At 53.2% G+C, this 16210-nt stretch carries 12 protein-coding genes and 1 pseudogene; 9 read left to right on the top strand and 4 right to left on the bottom strand.

Annotation, left to right across the window (positions count from 1 at the left end):
- Window positions 1-104: 104 nt before the first annotated feature.
- The 6 genes from ACKTS9_RS07845 to ACKTS9_RS07820 all read left to right on the top strand — a co-directional run bounded on the left by ACKTS9_RS07845 (window position 105) and on the right by ACKTS9_RS07820 (window position 8289).
- Entirely contained in the window at window positions 105-263 is a 159-nt protein-coding gene (locus ACKTS9_RS07845) for a hypothetical protein (protein WP_349217067.1), read from the top strand.
- 15 nt (window positions 264-278) lie between these two features.
- Window positions 279-638 carry a hypothetical protein gene (locus ACKTS9_RS07840; RefSeq protein ID WP_407879997.1) on the top strand — a complete coding sequence of 120 codons (360 nt, stop codon included), beginning with the start codon at window positions 279-281 and terminating at the stop codon, window positions 636-638.
- A gap of 438 nt (window positions 639-1076) precedes the next feature.
- Entirely contained in the window at window positions 1077-4343 is a 3267-nt protein-coding gene (hsdR, locus tag ACKTS9_RS07835; protein WP_407879995.1) for a type I restriction-modification system endonuclease, read from the top strand.
- Window positions 4340-5758: an N-6 DNA methylase gene (locus ACKTS9_RS07830; RefSeq protein ID WP_407879993.1), complete on the top strand. Its 1419-nt coding sequence runs from the start codon at window positions 4340-4342 to the stop codon at window positions 5756-5758. Before hsdR ends, ACKTS9_RS07830 begins: the two co-directional genes overlap by 4 nt.
- On the top strand, window positions 5758-7077 hold the full coding sequence (locus ACKTS9_RS07825; RefSeq protein ID WP_407879991.1) for a restriction endonuclease subunit S: 1320 nt from the start codon (window positions 5758-5760) through the stop codon (window positions 7075-7077). The genes ACKTS9_RS07830 and ACKTS9_RS07825 overlap by 1 nt, the downstream gene beginning before the upstream one ends.
- A 543-nt stretch (window positions 7078-7620) precedes the next feature.
- The gene (locus tag ACKTS9_RS07820) at window positions 7621-8289 is read left to right on the top strand and encodes a lysoplasmalogenase family protein (RefSeq protein WP_349217074.1); all 669 of its coding nucleotides are present in this window, start codon (window positions 7621-7623) and stop codon (window positions 8287-8289) included.
- A 210-nt stretch (window positions 8290-8499) separates the two neighbouring features.
- Here the strand turns inward: ACKTS9_RS07820 and melB are convergent, their stop codons facing one another.
- The 3 genes from melB to ACKTS9_RS07805 all read right to left on the bottom strand — a co-directional run bounded on the left by melB (window position 8500) and on the right by ACKTS9_RS07805 (window position 13390).
- Window positions 8500-10032, bottom strand: coding sequence for a melibiose:sodium transporter MelB (gene melB / locus ACKTS9_RS07815; RefSeq protein ID WP_349217075.1), 1533 nt, complete (start codon window positions 10030-10032; stop codon window positions 8500-8502).
- 46 nt (window positions 10033-10078) lie between these two features.
- The gene (locus ACKTS9_RS07810) at window positions 10079-12160 is read right to left on the bottom strand and encodes an alpha-galactosidase (RefSeq protein WP_349217076.1); all 2082 of its coding nucleotides are present in this window, start codon (window positions 12158-12160) and stop codon (window positions 10079-10081) included.
- Window positions 12161-12340: 180 nt separating this feature from the next.
- A complete protein-coding gene (locus ACKTS9_RS07805) occupies window positions 12341-13390 on the bottom strand; it encodes a LacI family DNA-binding transcriptional regulator (protein ID WP_349217077.1) in 1050 nt (349 codons plus the stop codon).
- Between the two features lie 393 nt (window positions 13391-13783).
- On the opposite strand from ACKTS9_RS07805, the pseudogene ACKTS9_RS07800 reads away from it, so the two are divergent.
- From ACKTS9_RS07800 to ACKTS9_RS07790, 3 genes and pseudogenes are all read left to right on the top strand, one after another.
- Window positions 13784-14551: pseudogene (locus tag ACKTS9_RS07800) on the top strand (cation transporting ATPase C-terminal domain-containing protein); the annotation flags it as partial.
- 17 nt (window positions 14552-14568) lie between these two features.
- Window positions 14569-14733, top strand: a complete 165-nt coding sequence (locus tag ACKTS9_RS07795; RefSeq protein ID WP_349217078.1) for a hypothetical protein — start codon at window positions 14569-14571, stop codon at window positions 14731-14733.
- A 130-nt stretch (window positions 14734-14863) separates the two neighbouring features.
- The gene (locus ACKTS9_RS07790; RefSeq protein WP_349217079.1) at window positions 14864-15370 is read left to right on the top strand and encodes a helix-turn-helix domain-containing protein; all 507 of its coding nucleotides are present in this window, start codon (window positions 14864-14866) and stop codon (window positions 15368-15370) included.
- A 124-nt stretch (window positions 15371-15494) separates the two neighbouring features.
- Here ACKTS9_RS07790 and ACKTS9_RS07785 read toward each other — a convergent pair whose 3' ends face one another.
- A complete protein-coding gene (locus ACKTS9_RS07785; protein ID WP_349217080.1) occupies window positions 15495-15959 on the bottom strand; it encodes a TspO/MBR family protein in 465 nt (154 codons plus the stop codon).
- Window positions 15960-16210: the final 251 nt, after the last annotated feature.

Genomic DNA, 16210 nt, shown 5'->3' with positions numbered 1-16210 from the left:
ACCTTGAAGATATTTATGGCGCGCCCGCACTAGATGGCATGGGATGAAATGAATTTACAAGAGATTATCAACAAAAGGAAGGGATCTTTGCCGACGATGGAACTGTGGCGGAACTCGATCCGAAAGAATATCTTGATGATTTGACGCTCTATAAAGACAAGGCGTTTGATTATGAGGAAACGGCACAGGTTTTTGATCTTATGGCGGACCTTTTTGAAAAAGCTGTAGAAACCGGTGTTCATATAAAAGCCGAAAAGATGTAATGAGGCTGAAGAGCAATGATGAAAACCACTTTGAAAAAATACAAACGCTTTGCTATTTCTTTGCAGCAGCTGAAAAGCGTGTTGGGCGAGGATTTGTACAACGTTGCCGATGTAACATCCGAAAAAGTATCTGCCGCCGATGTAGTGTATGCCATGAAACAGTATTTTGCAAAAACAGTGTCATTGTCGGAGCTGGTAGCATGGGTGAATGTTGTATGGTTCACAGAATTATACAAATACGATTCAAAAGAGGAAAACGCAATTGCAAGTGTGATGGCATTGCTTGAAACACTGGACGAAGGAGTTGCGTTTACGCCCGAGGAATATGCCGAAATGATCGAATGCCTTGAAGCAAACCGGGAATGCGAATTTTGATGAGTGGGGCACAAAACAGGCTTTACCCCAACGTTACCCCTTTTCTTCTGGTGATTGATGCAACGCAAAAGAATGGATGCAAAATTCCGGGAACAGAAGTGCGCAAAAATCCTGTATACCACAGAAAAAACAGGTGAAAAATGCGAAGCCGCACTCATAACCCGAAGGTCGTTGGTTCAAATCCAGCCTCCGCAGCCACTTAAAAACAGCGATGAATCGAAAGATTCATCGCTGTTTTTCTTTTTCTCAAACTTGTGTTTTCTGCCCCTCTTACCCCAATTTTACCCCTTATCGATCGAAAGGTGAGCCTTTGCCGCGCGAAGATGATAAATGTCCCTAAGGTGTTGTCAGAAAACAATCGTTGATGTCCTCCGTGCATTGTGTCATAATGGAAAAAAGACTCTTCCTAAGCACAGAAAATTGCGAAGGTGGTGCACGATGACAACGAGTAACTTTGCGTTTTTGGAAAATGAATTCCCGGTTCTGTTTAACTTTGGCAGATTGGCGGAAGAATATTGCGGCAGCGATGCAAACTCCAGCCTGATGAAACTGGGGATGATTGGAGAAACCATCGTGAACCTGATGTTTACTTATGACCGGATTCCGCTTCCGGCCGATAATACAGCGGTAAAACGGATTGATACGCTCTACCGCGAGGGTCTGTTGACACAGGACCTGGTGGACATTCTGCATGTGCTTCGGAAAGCTCGAAATAAGGCGGTTCATGAGAACTACGCTTCGGTCACGGATGCAAGGGCGCTGCTGCCCATGGCGCACAGCCTGTGTGAGTGGTTTATGCAAACCTACGGCGATTGGAATTACCAGCCCCGTACATTTGTAATGCCTTCTCCGCAGCAGGTAAGGAGCGCGGACCGAACGTCAGAGGCGGAGACCGAAACCCGTTTGGCGCAGCAGGCCGAAACGAAAGCCGCGCAGGCAGAGTCGATTCCGAAAGACAGCCGCCGCCAGCAGGCAGCCAGAGCTGCCAGTCAGCGGCAAAGGACGGAAGCAGAAACACGCTACATCATTGATCAGCAACTCCGTCAAGTGGGCTGGGAGGCTGATACGGAAAATCTATGCTTCTCTAACGGCACTCGCCCCGCTAAAGGCCGAAATATTGCTATCGCAGAGTGGCCAACAGATTCCACTGTGGGGAACCATGGCCGTGCTGACTACGCTCTCTTTATTGGGTTGCAATTGGTTGGCATTATTGAGGCAAAGGCGGCGCACAAGGATATTCCCTCTGTAATTGATTTTCAGGGAAAGGATTATCCGCGCAATATTCGCTCGGCAGATGCACAGTATCAAATCGGGACTTGGGGCAACTATAAAGTGCCGTTCACTTTTGCAACCAATGGCAGACCATATCTGGAACAGTATAAAACGAAATCCGGCATCTGGTTCTTGGATCTCCGGACCCCTTCCAATGTGCCCAAAGCGCTGCGAGGCTGGATGAGTCCGGAAAATCTTTTGGAGCTTTTGGGAAAGGACAACGAAGCCGGCAATCGGGCGCTGAAGCAGATGCCCTTCGATTTACTGCGGGATAAAGACGGCCTGAACCTGCGGGATTACCAACTGCGCGCAATCCAGGCAGCAGAGCAAGCAATCATAGATGGAAAAAATGCTGCTCTGCTGGCCATGGCCACCGGAACCGGCAAGACCCGGACCGTGCTGGGGATGATCTATCGTTTCTTGAAAACAGGTCGTTTCAAACGCATTCTTTTCCTGGTGGATCGGACTGCTCTGGGTGAGCAGGCGCTTGATGTTTTCAAAGAGGTCAAGCTGGAGGATTTGATGCCCCTGGCGGATATCTACAACATCAAAGGGCTGGAAGACAAGGAGATCGAGCGGGAGACCCGGATCCAGGTGGCCACCGTTCAGGGAATGGTCAATCGCATCCTTTACAATGATGGGGAAACCATGCCCGCAGTCAACGACTATGACTTGATTATTATAGACGAGGCACACCGGGGTTATCTTCTGGATAAGGAGATCGGAGACGCCGAACTTCTCTACCGGGACCAGCGGGACTATCAGAGCAAATATCGCAGTGTGATCGAGTATTTTGACGCCGCGAAAATCGCGTTGACGGCCACCCCCGCTCTCCAAACCACCGAAATTTTCGGTCAGCCGGTCTTCAAATACACTTACCGGGAAGCGGTCATCGAGGGCTATCTGGTAGACCACGATGCGCCCCACGATCTTCACACCAAATTGCGGGATGAGGGAATCCATTATCAGTCCGGTGATACCGTCACCGTCTATGACCCGGTGACCGGTGAAATCACCAACAGTGAGCTGCTGAACGATGAGCTGAACTTCGACGTGGAGCAGTTCAACCGCAAGGTGATCACCCGCTCCTTCAACGAGGTCGTGTTGGCGGAGATCGCCAAAGACATCGACCCTGAAAACCCGGAAGAGCAGGGCAAAACCCTCATTTATGCCGTGGACGATCAGCACGCCGACATGATCGTGGATATCCTCAAGAATATCTACGCGGAATACGACGTGGACAATGATGCGATCATGAAGATCACCGGCAGTGTTGGCGGCGGCGATCCCAAAAAGGTGCAGGAAGCCATTAAGCGCTTCAAGAACGAGCGCTATCCCAGCATCGCCGTCACTGTAGATCTGCTGACGACCGGTATCGACGTGCCGCAGATTACCAATCTGGTGTTTTTGCGCCGTGTGAAATCCCGCATTCTGTTTGAACAGATGCTGGGCCGTGCCACTCGCCTGTGTCCCAAGATCCATAAAACCCACTTTGAAATCTATGACCCGGTCGGCGTATATGAATCGCTGGAACCGGTCAATACCATGAAACCGGTGGTGGCCAATCCGTCCGCTTCCTTTGAACAGCTGCTGGACGGCCTCGAGGTGCTGGAAGACGAAAAGCAGATCGAGTACCAGATCGACCAGATCATCGCCAAGCTCCAGCGGAAAAAGCGGAAGCTGGACAGTAAGACCCTGGAACATTTCGTCAGCATGACTGGCGGCATGGACCCTACTCAGTTTATTCAGCAGCTGGAGAAGGAGCCGATGCAGCAGGCGCGCAACCGCCTTTTGGCGCATCGGGATCTGTTTAAGCTGTTGGCGGAGAACCGTGCCAATGGAGGCCGCCCGGTGGTTATTTCCGACGCACCGGATGAGCTGGTCAGCCACACCCGCGGCTATGGTACCGGCAGCCGTCCGGAGGACTATCTGGACGCTTTTGCGGACTATGTCAAAGCCAACATCAACGCAATTGCGGCACTGAACATCGTCTGTACCCGGCCGAAAGAGTTGACCCGGTCCAGCCTCAAGGACTTGCGCCTGACGCTGGACCGGGAAGGGTTCACCACTCAGCAGCTGAATACTGCCGTTTCGGAGTTGACCAACGAGGAGATGGCGGCGGACATCATCAGTCTGATTCGCCGTTATGCCATCGGCTCCACGCTCATCAGCCACGAAGCCCGTATCCGCCGGGCGGTGGACAAGCTGAAAAAGGCCCACAAATTTACGGCCATCGAGCAAAAGTGGATCGGCCGCATGGAAAAATATCTGCTGGAAGAATCAGTGCTCAATGTGAGCGTGTTTGATGAGGACACCCGGTTCCGAAACGAGGGCGGATTCAAGAAGATCGACCGAATTTTTCAAAACAAGTTAGAAAGCATCGTGCTGGAGCTCAACGAGTACCTGTATGATGATGGAGGGAGAAGCGCATGACCACACAGGAAATCGTGTCCAAGCTCTGGAATCTCTGCAATGTACTGCGGGATGACGGCATCACCTATCATCAGTACGTCACCGAACTGACGTACATTCTGTTTTTGAAAATGGCCAAGGAGACCGGCGTGGAAAGCCAGATCCCCGCCGCTTACCGCTGGGACCAGCTCACCGCCAAAAGCGGCATCGAGCTCAAGAAGTTCTATAAAGAGCTGCTGACCCACCTGGGCGAAAACTGCACCGGCCGGGTACGGGAAATCTATCAGGGCTCCGCCACCAACATTGACGAGCCCAAGAACCTGGAAAAAATCATCACCACCATCGACGGCCTGGACTGGTACTCCGCCCGGGAAGAGGGGCTGGGCAACCTGTACGAAGGACTGCTGGAGAAAAACGCCAGCGAGAAGAAGTCCGGCGCGGGCCAGTATTTTACGCCGCGTGTCCTCATCGACGTGATGACCCGGCTCATGAAGCCCCAGCCCGGCGAACGGTGCAACGACCCCGCCTGCGGCACCTTCGGTTTTATGATTGCCGCCCATCGGTATGTGAAGGAGCACACCGACGATTTTTATGATCTGGATGCGGATATGGCCAAATTCGAGCGGGAAGAGGCATTCACTGGCTGCGAGCTGGTCCATGACACCCACCGCCTGGCCCTGATGAACGCCATGCTCCACGACATCGACGGGCCGATTCTGCTGGCCGATACCCTGTCCAATCAGGGCAAGGCCCTCCACGACTTTGATCTGGTGCTCACCAATCCGCCCTTTGGCACCAAGAAGGGCGGCGAGCGCGCCACCCGGGATGACTTCACCTTCCCCACCAGCAACAAGCAGCTGAACTTTCTCCAGCACATCTATCGCAGTCTGAAAGCCAATGGCAAGGCCCGGGCGGCCGTGGTGCTGCCGGACAATGTTCTCTTTGCCGATGGCGACGGCGAAAAAATCCGCTGCGACCTGATGGATAAGTGTGATCTGCACACCATTCTGCGCCTGCCCACCGGCATTTTCTACGCTCAGGGCGTCAAAACCAACGTGCTGTTTTTCACCCGGGGCAAAAGCGATAAGGGCAACACCAAAGAGGTCTGGTTCTACGACCTGCGCACCAATATGCCCAGCTTTGGTAAGACCACCCCGCTGAAAACCGAGCATTTCGCGGACTTTGAAAAGGCGTTCGAGGCCGAGGACCGCCATGCCGTGCAGGACGAGCGGTGGAGTGTCTTTACCCGGGAGCAGATCGCGGAAAAGGGGAACAGCCTGGACCTAGGCCTCATTCGGGACGACTCGGTGCTGGACTACAACGATTTGCCCGACCCGGCCCAGAGCGCTGAGGAGGCTGCCGCCAATCTGGAAGAAGCCGTGGACCTGCTCATGAGCGTGGTGAAAGAGCTGCGGGCGCTGGAGGTGCAGGACTGATGGCCAGAGGAAAGAAAAAGGAAACTCTGATGCCGGAGGAGCGCCTGCAGGCGGCCCTGGTGCCGGAGAGCGAGCAGCCGTATTCGGTGCCGGGGAATTGGTGCTGGACATATCTTAAATCAATGTCTAAAATCCAAACGGGTAAAAAAGATGCCAATTACGGTAGTGTAGATGGCGAGTATCCTTTTTTCACATGCGCTGCAGAGCCAATTCGTTGTCATGGGTATTCATTTGACTGTAATGCTATTCTGCTTGCAGGAAATGGTGATATTAACAATATAAGTTGCTACAACGGTAAGTTTGAAGCATATCAGCGAACCTATGTGGTAGAAATAATAGAGCCAATCAATACTGATTACGTCTTCTACTGGTTTAAGTATAAATGGTTTGATTTTAACAAAGATAAAATGTTTGGAACAGCCATACCATACATTCGCTTAGGAAATCTACAAGACTTTCCAGTCCCGGTTCCGCCAATCAAACAACAACAGCGCATTGTTGACCGCATTGAAACCCTGTTTGCTAAGCTGGACGAGGCCAAGCAAAAGGCGCAGGATGCGCTGGACAGCTTTGAAACCCGCAAAGCCGCCATCCTTCACAAAGCCTTCACCGGCGAACTCACCGCCCAGTGGAGAAAAGAACATGGCGTGGGGATGGAGAGTTGGGATAATACAACACTATCTAAAATTGTCATAGGCTTCAAATACGGAACATCTGAAAAAAGCGATTATTCTTATAAAGGAATGCCTGTTTTTAGAATACCCAATATCACAGATGATGGCTTAAGCTTTGAGGATCTCAAATTTCTATCTCATAAGGATATTTCTGACGAAAATCAAATTCATGAGAATGACATTTTAATTGTTCGCTCGAACGGTAGTAGAGAATTGGTTGGAAAAAGCGTTCTTGTACCACAATTAGACAGAGAATACGCTTATGCCTCTTTTTTAATACGGATTCAGCCATTAGAGTCGGTAGTTCCAAATTATTTAGTTATGTATTTAAATTCTACTGATGCAAGGATGCAAATGTTCAAAAAGGCAAAATCATCCGCTGGAATCAATAATATTAATTCCAAAGAATTGGGGGCAATATTAATCAACTTGCCTTCTTTTCCTGAACAAACCGAAATTGTCCGCATCCTAGACGACCTCCTCGCCAAAGAACAGCAGGCCAAGGAAGCCGCCGAAGGGGTGCTGGAGCAGATCGACCTCATCAAAAAATCCATCCTCGCCCGCGCCTTCCGCGGCGAGCTGGGCACCAACGACCCAAACGAAGAGAGCGCACAGGAGTTGCTGAAAAAGAGCTTCATCCTATGACCGATCCGAAAAAATCTTGTGCTCTCCTCAGCGAGAAAGAAAGCGATCAACAAAAAACAACGCGCCTTTTTGGCGCGTTGTTTTTTGCTTTTTTAAAGAAAATGAATTGTATTCGGATGTGCATAATCAAAAAAATTCACTAAAACTGGATAGGCTGCAATGGGGACCAAACTTTTTTCACACAATCATAATCAATATTGGTATTGACATTCAAGGTCCGTCACATTTATTATTGCAAGCATTACAACCATACTGAATTTTCACAGCTCCTTTCGTGAACCGCTGACCAGAATGGAAACAATTCTTTCCAATAATGAAACTGTTGACGTGCCAGACCTAAAACCACCCGATTTTCTCAAAACATCTTTTTTATTGTTTGTGGGCAGTGGGGTTCTGGCACAGCAACCCTACTCGGCAGAGCCTGAAACCGAAGCTTCGCAGGGTATCCAAAGGCTCTGCTGGATTTTTGGGCAGGGCACAAATTGACGGTCAGGCGCTTTTTGCCTATACTGAAAGTGAAGCAATGCCAAGGAGGCGCGGCCTATGAGCATACTGTACATTGTCGGAATGGGAGTGGCCTACACCGCCGCCCTGTGGCTGCTGATGCGGCGGCTGCGCTTGCCGGGTCGGGGCTATCTGCCCGAAAAGACACTGTGCAGCCTCTGCTTTGTAATCGTGGCGGCGGTGTGCGCTGCTCTGGGCAGCCGTCCCGAAGCTTTTTGGCGATTACTGCCGGCGCTGCTGTGCTGTGTGGTGGGAGATGTGGTGCTGGCACTCTACAACAACCTGCGCCGTCCGGGCCTGTTTTTGGCCGGACTGGGGGCCTTTCTGGCCGGACACACGCTGTTTGTGTGGGGCCTGTGCCGGCTGCAGCCCATGGGCTGGCCGGTGCCGCTGGCCGCGGTGCTGGGGGCCGGCAGCGCGGTGGTACTGTCCGGCATGCCGGGAATGCAGACCGGGCGGCTGCGCCCCTGGGTGGTGCTTTACGCGGCCTTTGTCTCGGCACTGCTGGGCAAGGGACTGCAGCTGGCCTTTGGCATGGCCCAGCCCTGGTGCTTTCTGGTGCTGGCAGGGGCGGCGCTGTTTTGGATTTCCGACCTGCTGATCCTGTTCCTGTATTTTTACGCGTCAAAGAATCCGGCCGTGCACGTCGCCAATCTTTTGACCTACTACTATGCGATGTTTCTGATCGCAGTCAGCCTCGCGTTCTGAGAATGGAGACACGCTATCACTTGGCAGCAGCTGTTGGAACAGAAGCGCCGTTTCCTTGTCTGGAGAGTCACTCGCTTTTCTGAAAAGATTAAGATATGTCACAAAACCGATGAAAAGCCGCAGGGATTTCTGCGGCTTTTTGCTTTATAATCAAGAATTTTAGAAATTTATAACATGTACTTTGATTGGATAATGTGTCTGCATACCCGGTTAACCTTCTGTTTTCTTCGTAATTATACCAAGGCTGGCACCGGAAGCCGATGCCGGAGAATCAAAGCAAGCGGCACAGGATGCGCGGGACAGCTTTGGCGTGGGTATATCTGCAAAAAAACGGAACCCCCTGCCGCAAAAGGGGGTTCCGTTGCCCGTCGGGACGGAATTATTGTTTTGCCGGCTGGCTTTCAGCTGTGCGTTAATGTTCTCCAGGAAGCTGCCCTCCAGCTTGTAGCCGCGGACGTAGATCACAAACGCCAGTACGGTGATGATCGAAGGAACGACACCCATCAGGATGCGCATGCCCAGGATGGTGGTCCCGGTCTGGGCAACGTTCTCCACATAACCCGAGATGGTCAGGCCCACGCCGATGAGCCAGCCGGCCACGGCGGAAGCCGTTTTGACCAGCAGCATCTGGAACGAGGCCACGATGCTTTCGTTACGGGTGCCCAGTTTCACCTCGCCATAATCGATGACGTCGGCCAGCATCACAGTGGTGGCGCCCAGCGTCAGGCCGGAACCGAACTTATAGAACAGGCCGCAAATGATGATTACCGGGATGTTGGAAGGGATTACGGCGCCGGCAACCAGCAGCGAGATCAGGCCGATGGCCGGGGTGAAGCTGGCCAGGGCGAACACTGCCTTTTTGGACATAAAGCGGGACAGGACAGGGAACAGGAACAGTGCACCCATCTCGGCGACGGAGGCGGCGGTGGTGAAATAGGGGAACAAGCCCTCGTTCTGTGTCACATACTTGAAATAGTACAGAGCCATGCCGCCGGCCAGCTGAACCACCAGGTTGTAGGCCAGCACGACGCCGATGTAGACTTTCAGCTGATCGTTGCCGGTGATCACGTGGATGGCTTCCTTCAGGCTGGTGCGCTTTGCGTTCTGCTGCGAGGCGGGGTCCAGGCAGCTGCGGTCCCGGGAGAAGATCACGGTGACCAGGATGGTAGCCACGAAAATCACCGCCACCACAATGGACGAGGAGGCATAGCCCTTGGCCTCGTTGCCGTTGCCCAGGTACTGGATGAGCGCCAGTCCGAAAGCGCCCACCAGCAGCCACGCGGAGCTGGCGAAGATGCGGGGAATGACGGACATGGTGTCACGCTCTTCCTTGGTGGAGGACATGGACGGAAGCATGGACCAGTAGGGAATGTCCATGACGGTATAGGTCATGCCCCAGAGAATGTACATGACGGAGTAGAAAGCGTACAGGCTGAAGCCTTCCAGATCCGGGCCCCAGAACAGGAGAACCAGAATCACTGCGTTGAGCAGCGTGCCGATGAGGATCCACGGGCGGAACTTACCCCAGCGCGTACGGGTGTTGTCTACCACAAAACCCATCATGGGATCGTTGATGGCGTCCCACACATGGGCTACCAGAAACAGGTTGCCCACAAACAACGGGGCCAGACCCACGGTGTCGGTCAAATAAATCATCAGGTAGGTGCTGATCATGGCATAGCACAGGTCCTTGCCCAGTGCGCCTACGCCGAAGCACAACTTCCTTCCAGCGGACAGTTTCATAACATTTTCCCTCCAACAATCGTTTCATCCCAGGGAACCCCTGGCCTTATTGCTTGCATTCAAACCGGATGATGGTGCTGGCATAATCGCCGTTCAGGTGAAGGTCCAGGCCGTGGTACATCAGGTAGCTTCCGCTCTTTGTGATCTCGCCCTCCTTTGTGTGCAATGTGTACATTGCCTGTTCGTCCAAATCCCGCAGCCGAACAGTGGTGCCCCGGTGCCCCACCTTGCTCTGAGGCAGGAAGGCGAAGAGCAGACCTTCGTTATCCTTTCGGTATTCATACAGGAAATAATCGTCTGCGGACGGATTTTCCAAACGGTAGAAATCGCCTTCCTGAATGATGGGGCGGATTTCCTTGTACAGGCGAATCATGTCTTTGGACAATTCCATCTCTTCCGGGGTGAACTTGAGAATGTTGCACCCGATGCCCAGAGAGCCCATCATGGCGCTGTGGAACCGGAAGGTGAGCGGGATCACCCGGTTGGACAAAAAGTTGGGGCAGTCCGTGACCCAGGCCCGCATGGCTTTGATGGGATAGATGCGGGAGTAGGCGTCCTGAATGTACAACCGGTCGTAAGCGTCGGTGTTGTCGCTGGTCCAGAAATCGTCAAAGATACCCAGAATGCCGTAGTCAATGCGGCCGCCGCCGGAGGCGCAGGCCTCGAAGAGCACCTCGGGGTGCTTTTTCTTCAAATCATCCACAATTGTGTACAGAGTCTGGATGTGCCGAACCCAGATGTCTCGCTGGGGTCCGGTCTGGGAGATGGGGCGGTTGGCGTCCCATTTGACATAGTCGATGTCGTATCGGGTGAGCAGATTGTCCATCATGTTGTAGATGAACTCCTGCACCTCAGGCTTGGTCACGTTCAGAAGGTACTGTCCGCGGGAAGTGTCGCTGGTCCGGGTCTCGTAATGGTAGATCCAGTCCGGGTGCTGCTGATACAGCTGTGCCTTGGGATTGACCATCTCCGGCTCCACCCAGATGCCGAACATCATGCCCAGATCTTTGACCTCGCTGATCAGTTCCTCCAGACCGTTGGGGAATTTTCCCTCGTTCACATACCAGTCGCCCAGTCCGTTCTGAATGCTGTGGCGCTCCCCGAACCAGCCGTCGTCCAAAACGAACAGCTCCGCGCCCAGCTCCCGGGCCTTTTGCGCCAGCTTGATCTGGTCCCGGCTGTTCACGTGAAATTCCGTGGCTTCCCAGGAGTTGTACAGCACCGGCCGGCTTCCCTTGTGCACAATGTGGTCGCGGGCAAAGCGGTGCAGATTGTGCGACATGGTCTCAAAGCCGGTGTGCGGGTAGCCGAAGAGAATGGCGGGCGCCGCAAAATTTTCTCCCGGCGCCAGCTCGATCAGGCAGTCGCTGGGGTTCAGACCCAGCTGCACCAGCGTCTCACCGTAAGGAGTCTGCTCTACCACGCCCCGGAAGTTGCCTGTCCGGCGCAGCGCCCCGAAGAATACCTCGCCGCTGGTCTCCGATGCGTCCCGGTCCAGAATGAAGTAGGGGTTGTGGTTGTGGCCGGAAATGCCCCGCCGGTTTTCAATGACGATCTTTCCGTAGCTGACCTTCTGGGTAAAACGCTGCTCCTCGGCGCCCCAGTGGCCGTGCACATTGGAAAAGTTCAGGTTCTCGTAGGGAATATGGAACTGAGCACTGTACAGCTCTTCCACCTGGATGGGGTCGGACATCTCGTTGCGGATCACGGCGCTGCGCTCCATCAAATCGTAAGCGGGGTGCAGCACATAGTGCAGATCCACATAGAAGGCATAGTGTTCGTCCTTCAGATGAAGGATCAGTTCCTCTTGCTCCTCGCTTTGTGTCACATCGTATCCGCAGTACTGGTACACCAGCTCCCGGGTGCCGTCCGCAAAAATCACCTTCAGGCAGTGCTCTTTGTACCGCAGCCCGCCATGCACGGGAAATTCCTCCCGGGTGATCTCAAACACGGGGTCGTTGGTGGAAACTTCGGTAAGCGGCGGCATCTCCAAATCCGCCACGGATGTCAGCTTTCTGCCCCAGTACAAGTGACGGAGCAGCCCCTGATCGTCCACTCCGAAGGCGTAGCTGGTGGAGTTTGTGCTGAGTAGGAATACGTCTTTGTTTTCGCTGACCTCAATGCTCATAATGTTCCCCTGCCTTTTGTGCTTTCTATTATAAAAGATAGCATTCAGCCAGAAGGGTATCAATATATTTACTTAAAATTTTAGTGCAAAGGAAAAATTTTCGTAAAATATTCACTAAAAGAATTACTGGATTTTATGAAAAATGCAGAAGAGAAATCTCTTCTGCATGCAGGGTTTTGTTCATTTGTTGTGCACGCTGCCGCGCTCTTCCAGCCGGCAGGAGATGATGATCTGTTTGGGGTGGGTCTTTTTCTGCCAGAGCAGCTCCATGCAGAAGACGGCGGCCTCTGCGTTTTCCCGCAGAAAGACATCCACCGAAGACAGCGGCGGCTCGGAAAACTGGGACAGGCTGGTGTTGTTGAACGTGATGACGCCCACCTGTTCGGGGATGGAGATTCCGTGTTCCCACAAGGCTTTCAGCAAGCCGGGCGCCACCACGTCGCTGGCGGCGAAGATCGCTTCGGGAACCGGTTTGCCCTGCCTCAGGTATTCGTTCATGGCGGTATAGCTGCTGGCGGAATTCATCTCGCAGTCGATCACCAAATCGGGGTCGAACAGCGACCGTTCCAGAAGGGAGTTTTTATAATAATAGAACCGGGGATCCACCGTCAGGTTTTTGGTGGCGCCAAAGGTGCGCACGCCGCCCAGATACGCCACTTTCTGGTAGCCGTGGTCCCAGAAGCAGTGGAGAACCTGCTGGACCGCCAGACGGTAGTTGGGCACGATGCTGCAATATTTTTCCTCGTCGGGAGAGGAGTCCAGAAACACAATGTTGTCGGTGAGCGCGTGAAAATCGTCGATCTCACTCTGGGTGAAGCGGCCGATGGCCACAATGCCGTCCAAAGGCAGTTCGTCGTTTTTTACAAAGTGGTGCTGTTCGTTGCGAAACAGCATCACCGTGGACCAGCGCTTTTCAAAGCAGGCCTCATCCAGCAGGTTTTTCAGCAGCATGTAGTAAATGTCTTCCAGCAGCTGTTCGGTTTCAAACATCTGGGCAATGCCGATGCGCTTTTCGGCATTTTCGGGCTGCGCCCGGTCGCCGGTGTTCTCCGGGATTTTGACCGCCTGATAGCGCTGCTGAACCGTCCGATACCCCAATTCCCGGGCCGCGTCCAATACCCGCTGACGGGTCTGTTCCGTAACGCTGAGGGAGGGGTCCTGATTCAGAACCCGGGACGCGGTGGCCGAAGATACGCCCGCAAGGGCCGCAATGTCTTTCAGTGTCGCCATGGTGATTGCTCCGTTCCGTAAGAAGGGTAAAACATTTCGTGTTCACCCCCGAATGATTACTAATAATTTTACTATAGATCGCGTTTTGAAACAAGAGGAAATTGTGTAAAAAGTCAAAGCAGGACCGGGGCACACAAAGCGGTCTTTGCTGCTTCATCGGCTCCTTTTCCAAACAGTGTGCAATAAAGCCATGATGCGGAAAGGCAGCGATCGGGTTTTGAAATTTTTGAGGAGAAAGGATATAATGAAAGCATATCAACGAGACGGATTCCGCTGAGGGGGTGGACAGGGCGGATTGGCCCTGCCTGCCGGATAAGATGGTCGTTTTGAATTTGATGTGGAATGCGGAGGAACGTGCGATGTACAAAATGTGTAAAACCCGGCAATCGGCTCAGCGGCAGCGCTATCCTGCTGGAAAAAGATTTGATGGTGTTGGAGCAGGACATCATCGAGGGCCGCAAGACCTATGCCAACATGATCAAATACATCAAGATGACTGCCTCTTCGAACTTTGGCAATATGTTTTCGGTGCTGGCCGCGGCGGCATTGCTGCCGTTCCTGCCCATGATGAGCGTGCAGCTGATTTTTCTGAACCTGATTTACGATCTCTCCTGCACTGCGATCCCCTGGGACAATGTGGATGAGGAGTTTATCGCAAAGCCCCGCAAATGGGACGCCGCCAGTGTGGGCAATTTCATGATCTGGCTCGGCCCCACCAGCTCGATTTTCGATTTTACCACCTATCTGTTCATGTATTTTGTGTTTTGCCCGCTGGTGGTGTCCAACGGGGTGCTGTTCAATGACCTGCCCGCCCATTTCCATGGCGCGGAACTGGCGCTGTTGCAGGCAACGTACATCGGTTTGTTTCAGGCGGGCTGGTTTGTGGAGTCCATGTGGAGCCAGACCCTGGTGATCCATATGATCCGCACGCCGAAGCTGCCTTTCCTGCAAAGCCGCGCGTCGGCGCCGCTTACGCTGCTTACCCTGACCGGCATTGTTGTGCTGACGGTCATTCCCTTTACGCCTTTGGGTGCGGCGCTGGGTTTTGTTGCACTGCCGGTCAGTTATTTTGCCTATCTGATTCCCTGCATCCTGCTTTATATGGCATTGGCAACCAGCCTGAAAAAGGCTTATGTACGGCATTACGGGGAATTGCTTTAACATGGGAGGTGCTTTGAATGAATTGGAACACGCTTTGGCTCAACCTGTTTGGAACGACTTCTTTTCTGGGCATCAACATGGGCTTTTGGGCGGCAATGGCCGCGGTTTGCCTGATCGTGATTGTGATGAATGCCGTGTTCTGGGGCATGAAGCCCCAAAAAGAGCACAGTGCCCGGCAATAACGCTTTGCCTTTGGGCGGAAAGAAGCGCCCGGACACAGAATGTCCGCTTTAAAGGGGGCCGATTCCCGCTCGGTGTCCTTGTTGGAACGGTGCGGGATCTGCTACACTGTTTCCAAAGGGAGGCGGCAATATGGACCAGAGGAAAATCGGTGCATTTCTGAGACAATTACGGAAAGAAAGTTCGTTGACCCAGGAGCAGCTGGCAGAGCATCTCGGCGTGTCCGGCAGAACGGTATCCCGCTGGGAAAACGGAAACAATCTGCCGGATCTGACCGTTTTGATAGAGCTTGCCGATTATTACCAGGTGGGGCTTCGGGAACTTTTGAACGGGGAAAGGGAAAGCGAGCCGGCGCAGCAGGAAACAGAAACGTTGACTGCGGTGGCGGAGTACAGCAGCGAGGAAAAACGCAGGCTGCTTGGCCGGATGCACGCGTTGTTTCTTGCGGGCCTTGCGGGCTTTGCGGCCGCCCTTGTGATCTTGTCCGCGGACTTGGAAAACACAACGCCTTATCAGGAACTGGCAGGGTTCGGGCTGGGCTTTGCGTTTGGGATGCTGTTCCTTGGCGCCATTTTTACAAGCCGCTTCGCCGCAAGAATCCGGCAGGCAAAGCGAAAGCTGCTTTCAAAAATACGTTGAGGAGATTTGCGTTCCGGTGTGCAGACAGGGCTGTTCAATGTGGCGGATATGACGTGAAAAAACACGATGCATCAAAGATGCATCGTGTTTTTGTTTGGTTTGGGTATTTGCGGCAAAGCGGCTGTTATCGGTTGAGAACCCAGACGGCGGCGTTCAGGTATCCGGCGAACCCGACCCACACCAGGTAGGGCACCTGAAGCCAGGCGGCCAGACGGCTGACGGCGGCGAAAGAGATGGTCATCGCCAGAATCGCGATCCACAGTGCGGCCAGACATACAAGAGCGGCAAAGTAATCGCCCACGTTGAAGAACAGAAGGCTCCAGCCGAAGTTCAGGGCCAGCTGCAGGCACCACCAAAAGACCGAACGCGCTGTTTTGGGCTGGCCTTTGGAAGCGACCATTGCCATGCCCAGTCCCATCAGCAGATACAGTGCGGTCCACACGATGGGGAAAACCCAGCCCGGCGGCGTGAAAACCGATTTGTCCAGGGTGGAATAGACGGTCTCCAGACTGTCGCTGGTCAGATATCCTGCAAAAGCCCCTGTCCCCAGGGCCAAAAGCGGGAAAAAGATAAATTTTAAAGCTTTCATATTGTGCCTCCCGGTTCGTTTCAGAAAATAAGCCGCCTGCGGTTTGCAAAATGCCGGCCCAAAGGTTTGTTTCCAGTATCAGTATATCCGGTGCGGGATCGAAAGTCGGTTGGCTGGCCAACGGAAAGGCCGGCTTTTGCGCAAGGGACGCCGCTTTTCATACTATGAGGCCTGTGTCTGAAAGGTGCGGGCATCGAATTTTTCGGGAATAAAAAAGCAGCACTCGGTTTGCGAGTGCTGCTTTTTGTAAT

Source organism: Owariibacterium komagatae (assembly GCF_045865535.1).
Lineage (GTDB): Bacteria > Bacillota > Clostridia > Oscillospirales > Ruminococcaceae > Ruthenibacterium > Ruthenibacterium komagatae.
The sequence above is the reverse complement of the archived record's forward strand: the minus strand, read 5'-3'. Positions and strand labels throughout refer to the sequence as shown.

Coding starts and splice junctions, on each gene's coding strand:
- ACKTS9_RS07830 (WP_407879993.1), top strand. CDS start 4,340: ATGACCACACAGGAAATCGTGTCCAAGCTCTGGAATCTCTGCAATGTA.
- melB (WP_349217075.1), bottom strand. CDS start 10,032: ATGAAACTGTCCGCTGGAAGGAAGTTGTGCTTCGGCGTAGGCGCACTG.
- ACKTS9_RS07785 (WP_349217080.1), bottom strand. CDS start 15,959: ATGAAAGCTTTAAAATTTATCTTTTTCCCGCTTTTGGCCCTGGGGACA.
- ACKTS9_RS07820 (WP_349217074.1), top strand. CDS start 7,621: ATGAGCATACTGTACATTGTCGGAATGGGAGTGGCCTACACCGCCGCC.
- ACKTS9_RS07810 (WP_349217076.1), bottom strand. CDS start 12,160: ATGAGCATTGAGGTCAGCGAAAACAAAGACGTATTCCTACTCAGCACA.
- ACKTS9_RS07795 (WP_349217078.1), top strand. CDS start 14,569: ATGAATTGGAACACGCTTTGGCTCAACCTGTTTGGAACGACTTCTTTT.
- hsdR (WP_407879995.1), top strand. CDS start 1,077: ATGACAACGAGTAACTTTGCGTTTTTGGAAAATGAATTCCCGGTTCTG.
- ACKTS9_RS07840 (WP_407879997.1), top strand. CDS start 279: ATGATGAAAACCACTTTGAAAAAATACAAACGCTTTGCTATTTCTTTG.
- ACKTS9_RS07790 (WP_349217079.1), top strand. CDS start 14,864: ATGGACCAGAGGAAAATCGGTGCATTTCTGAGACAATTACGGAAAGAA.
- ACKTS9_RS07805 (WP_349217077.1), bottom strand. CDS start 13,390: ATGGCGACACTGAAAGACATTGCGGCCCTTGCGGGCGTATCTTCGGCC.
- ACKTS9_RS07825 (WP_407879991.1), top strand. CDS start 5,758: ATGGCCAGAGGAAAGAAAAAGGAAACTCTGATGCCGGAGGAGCGCCTG.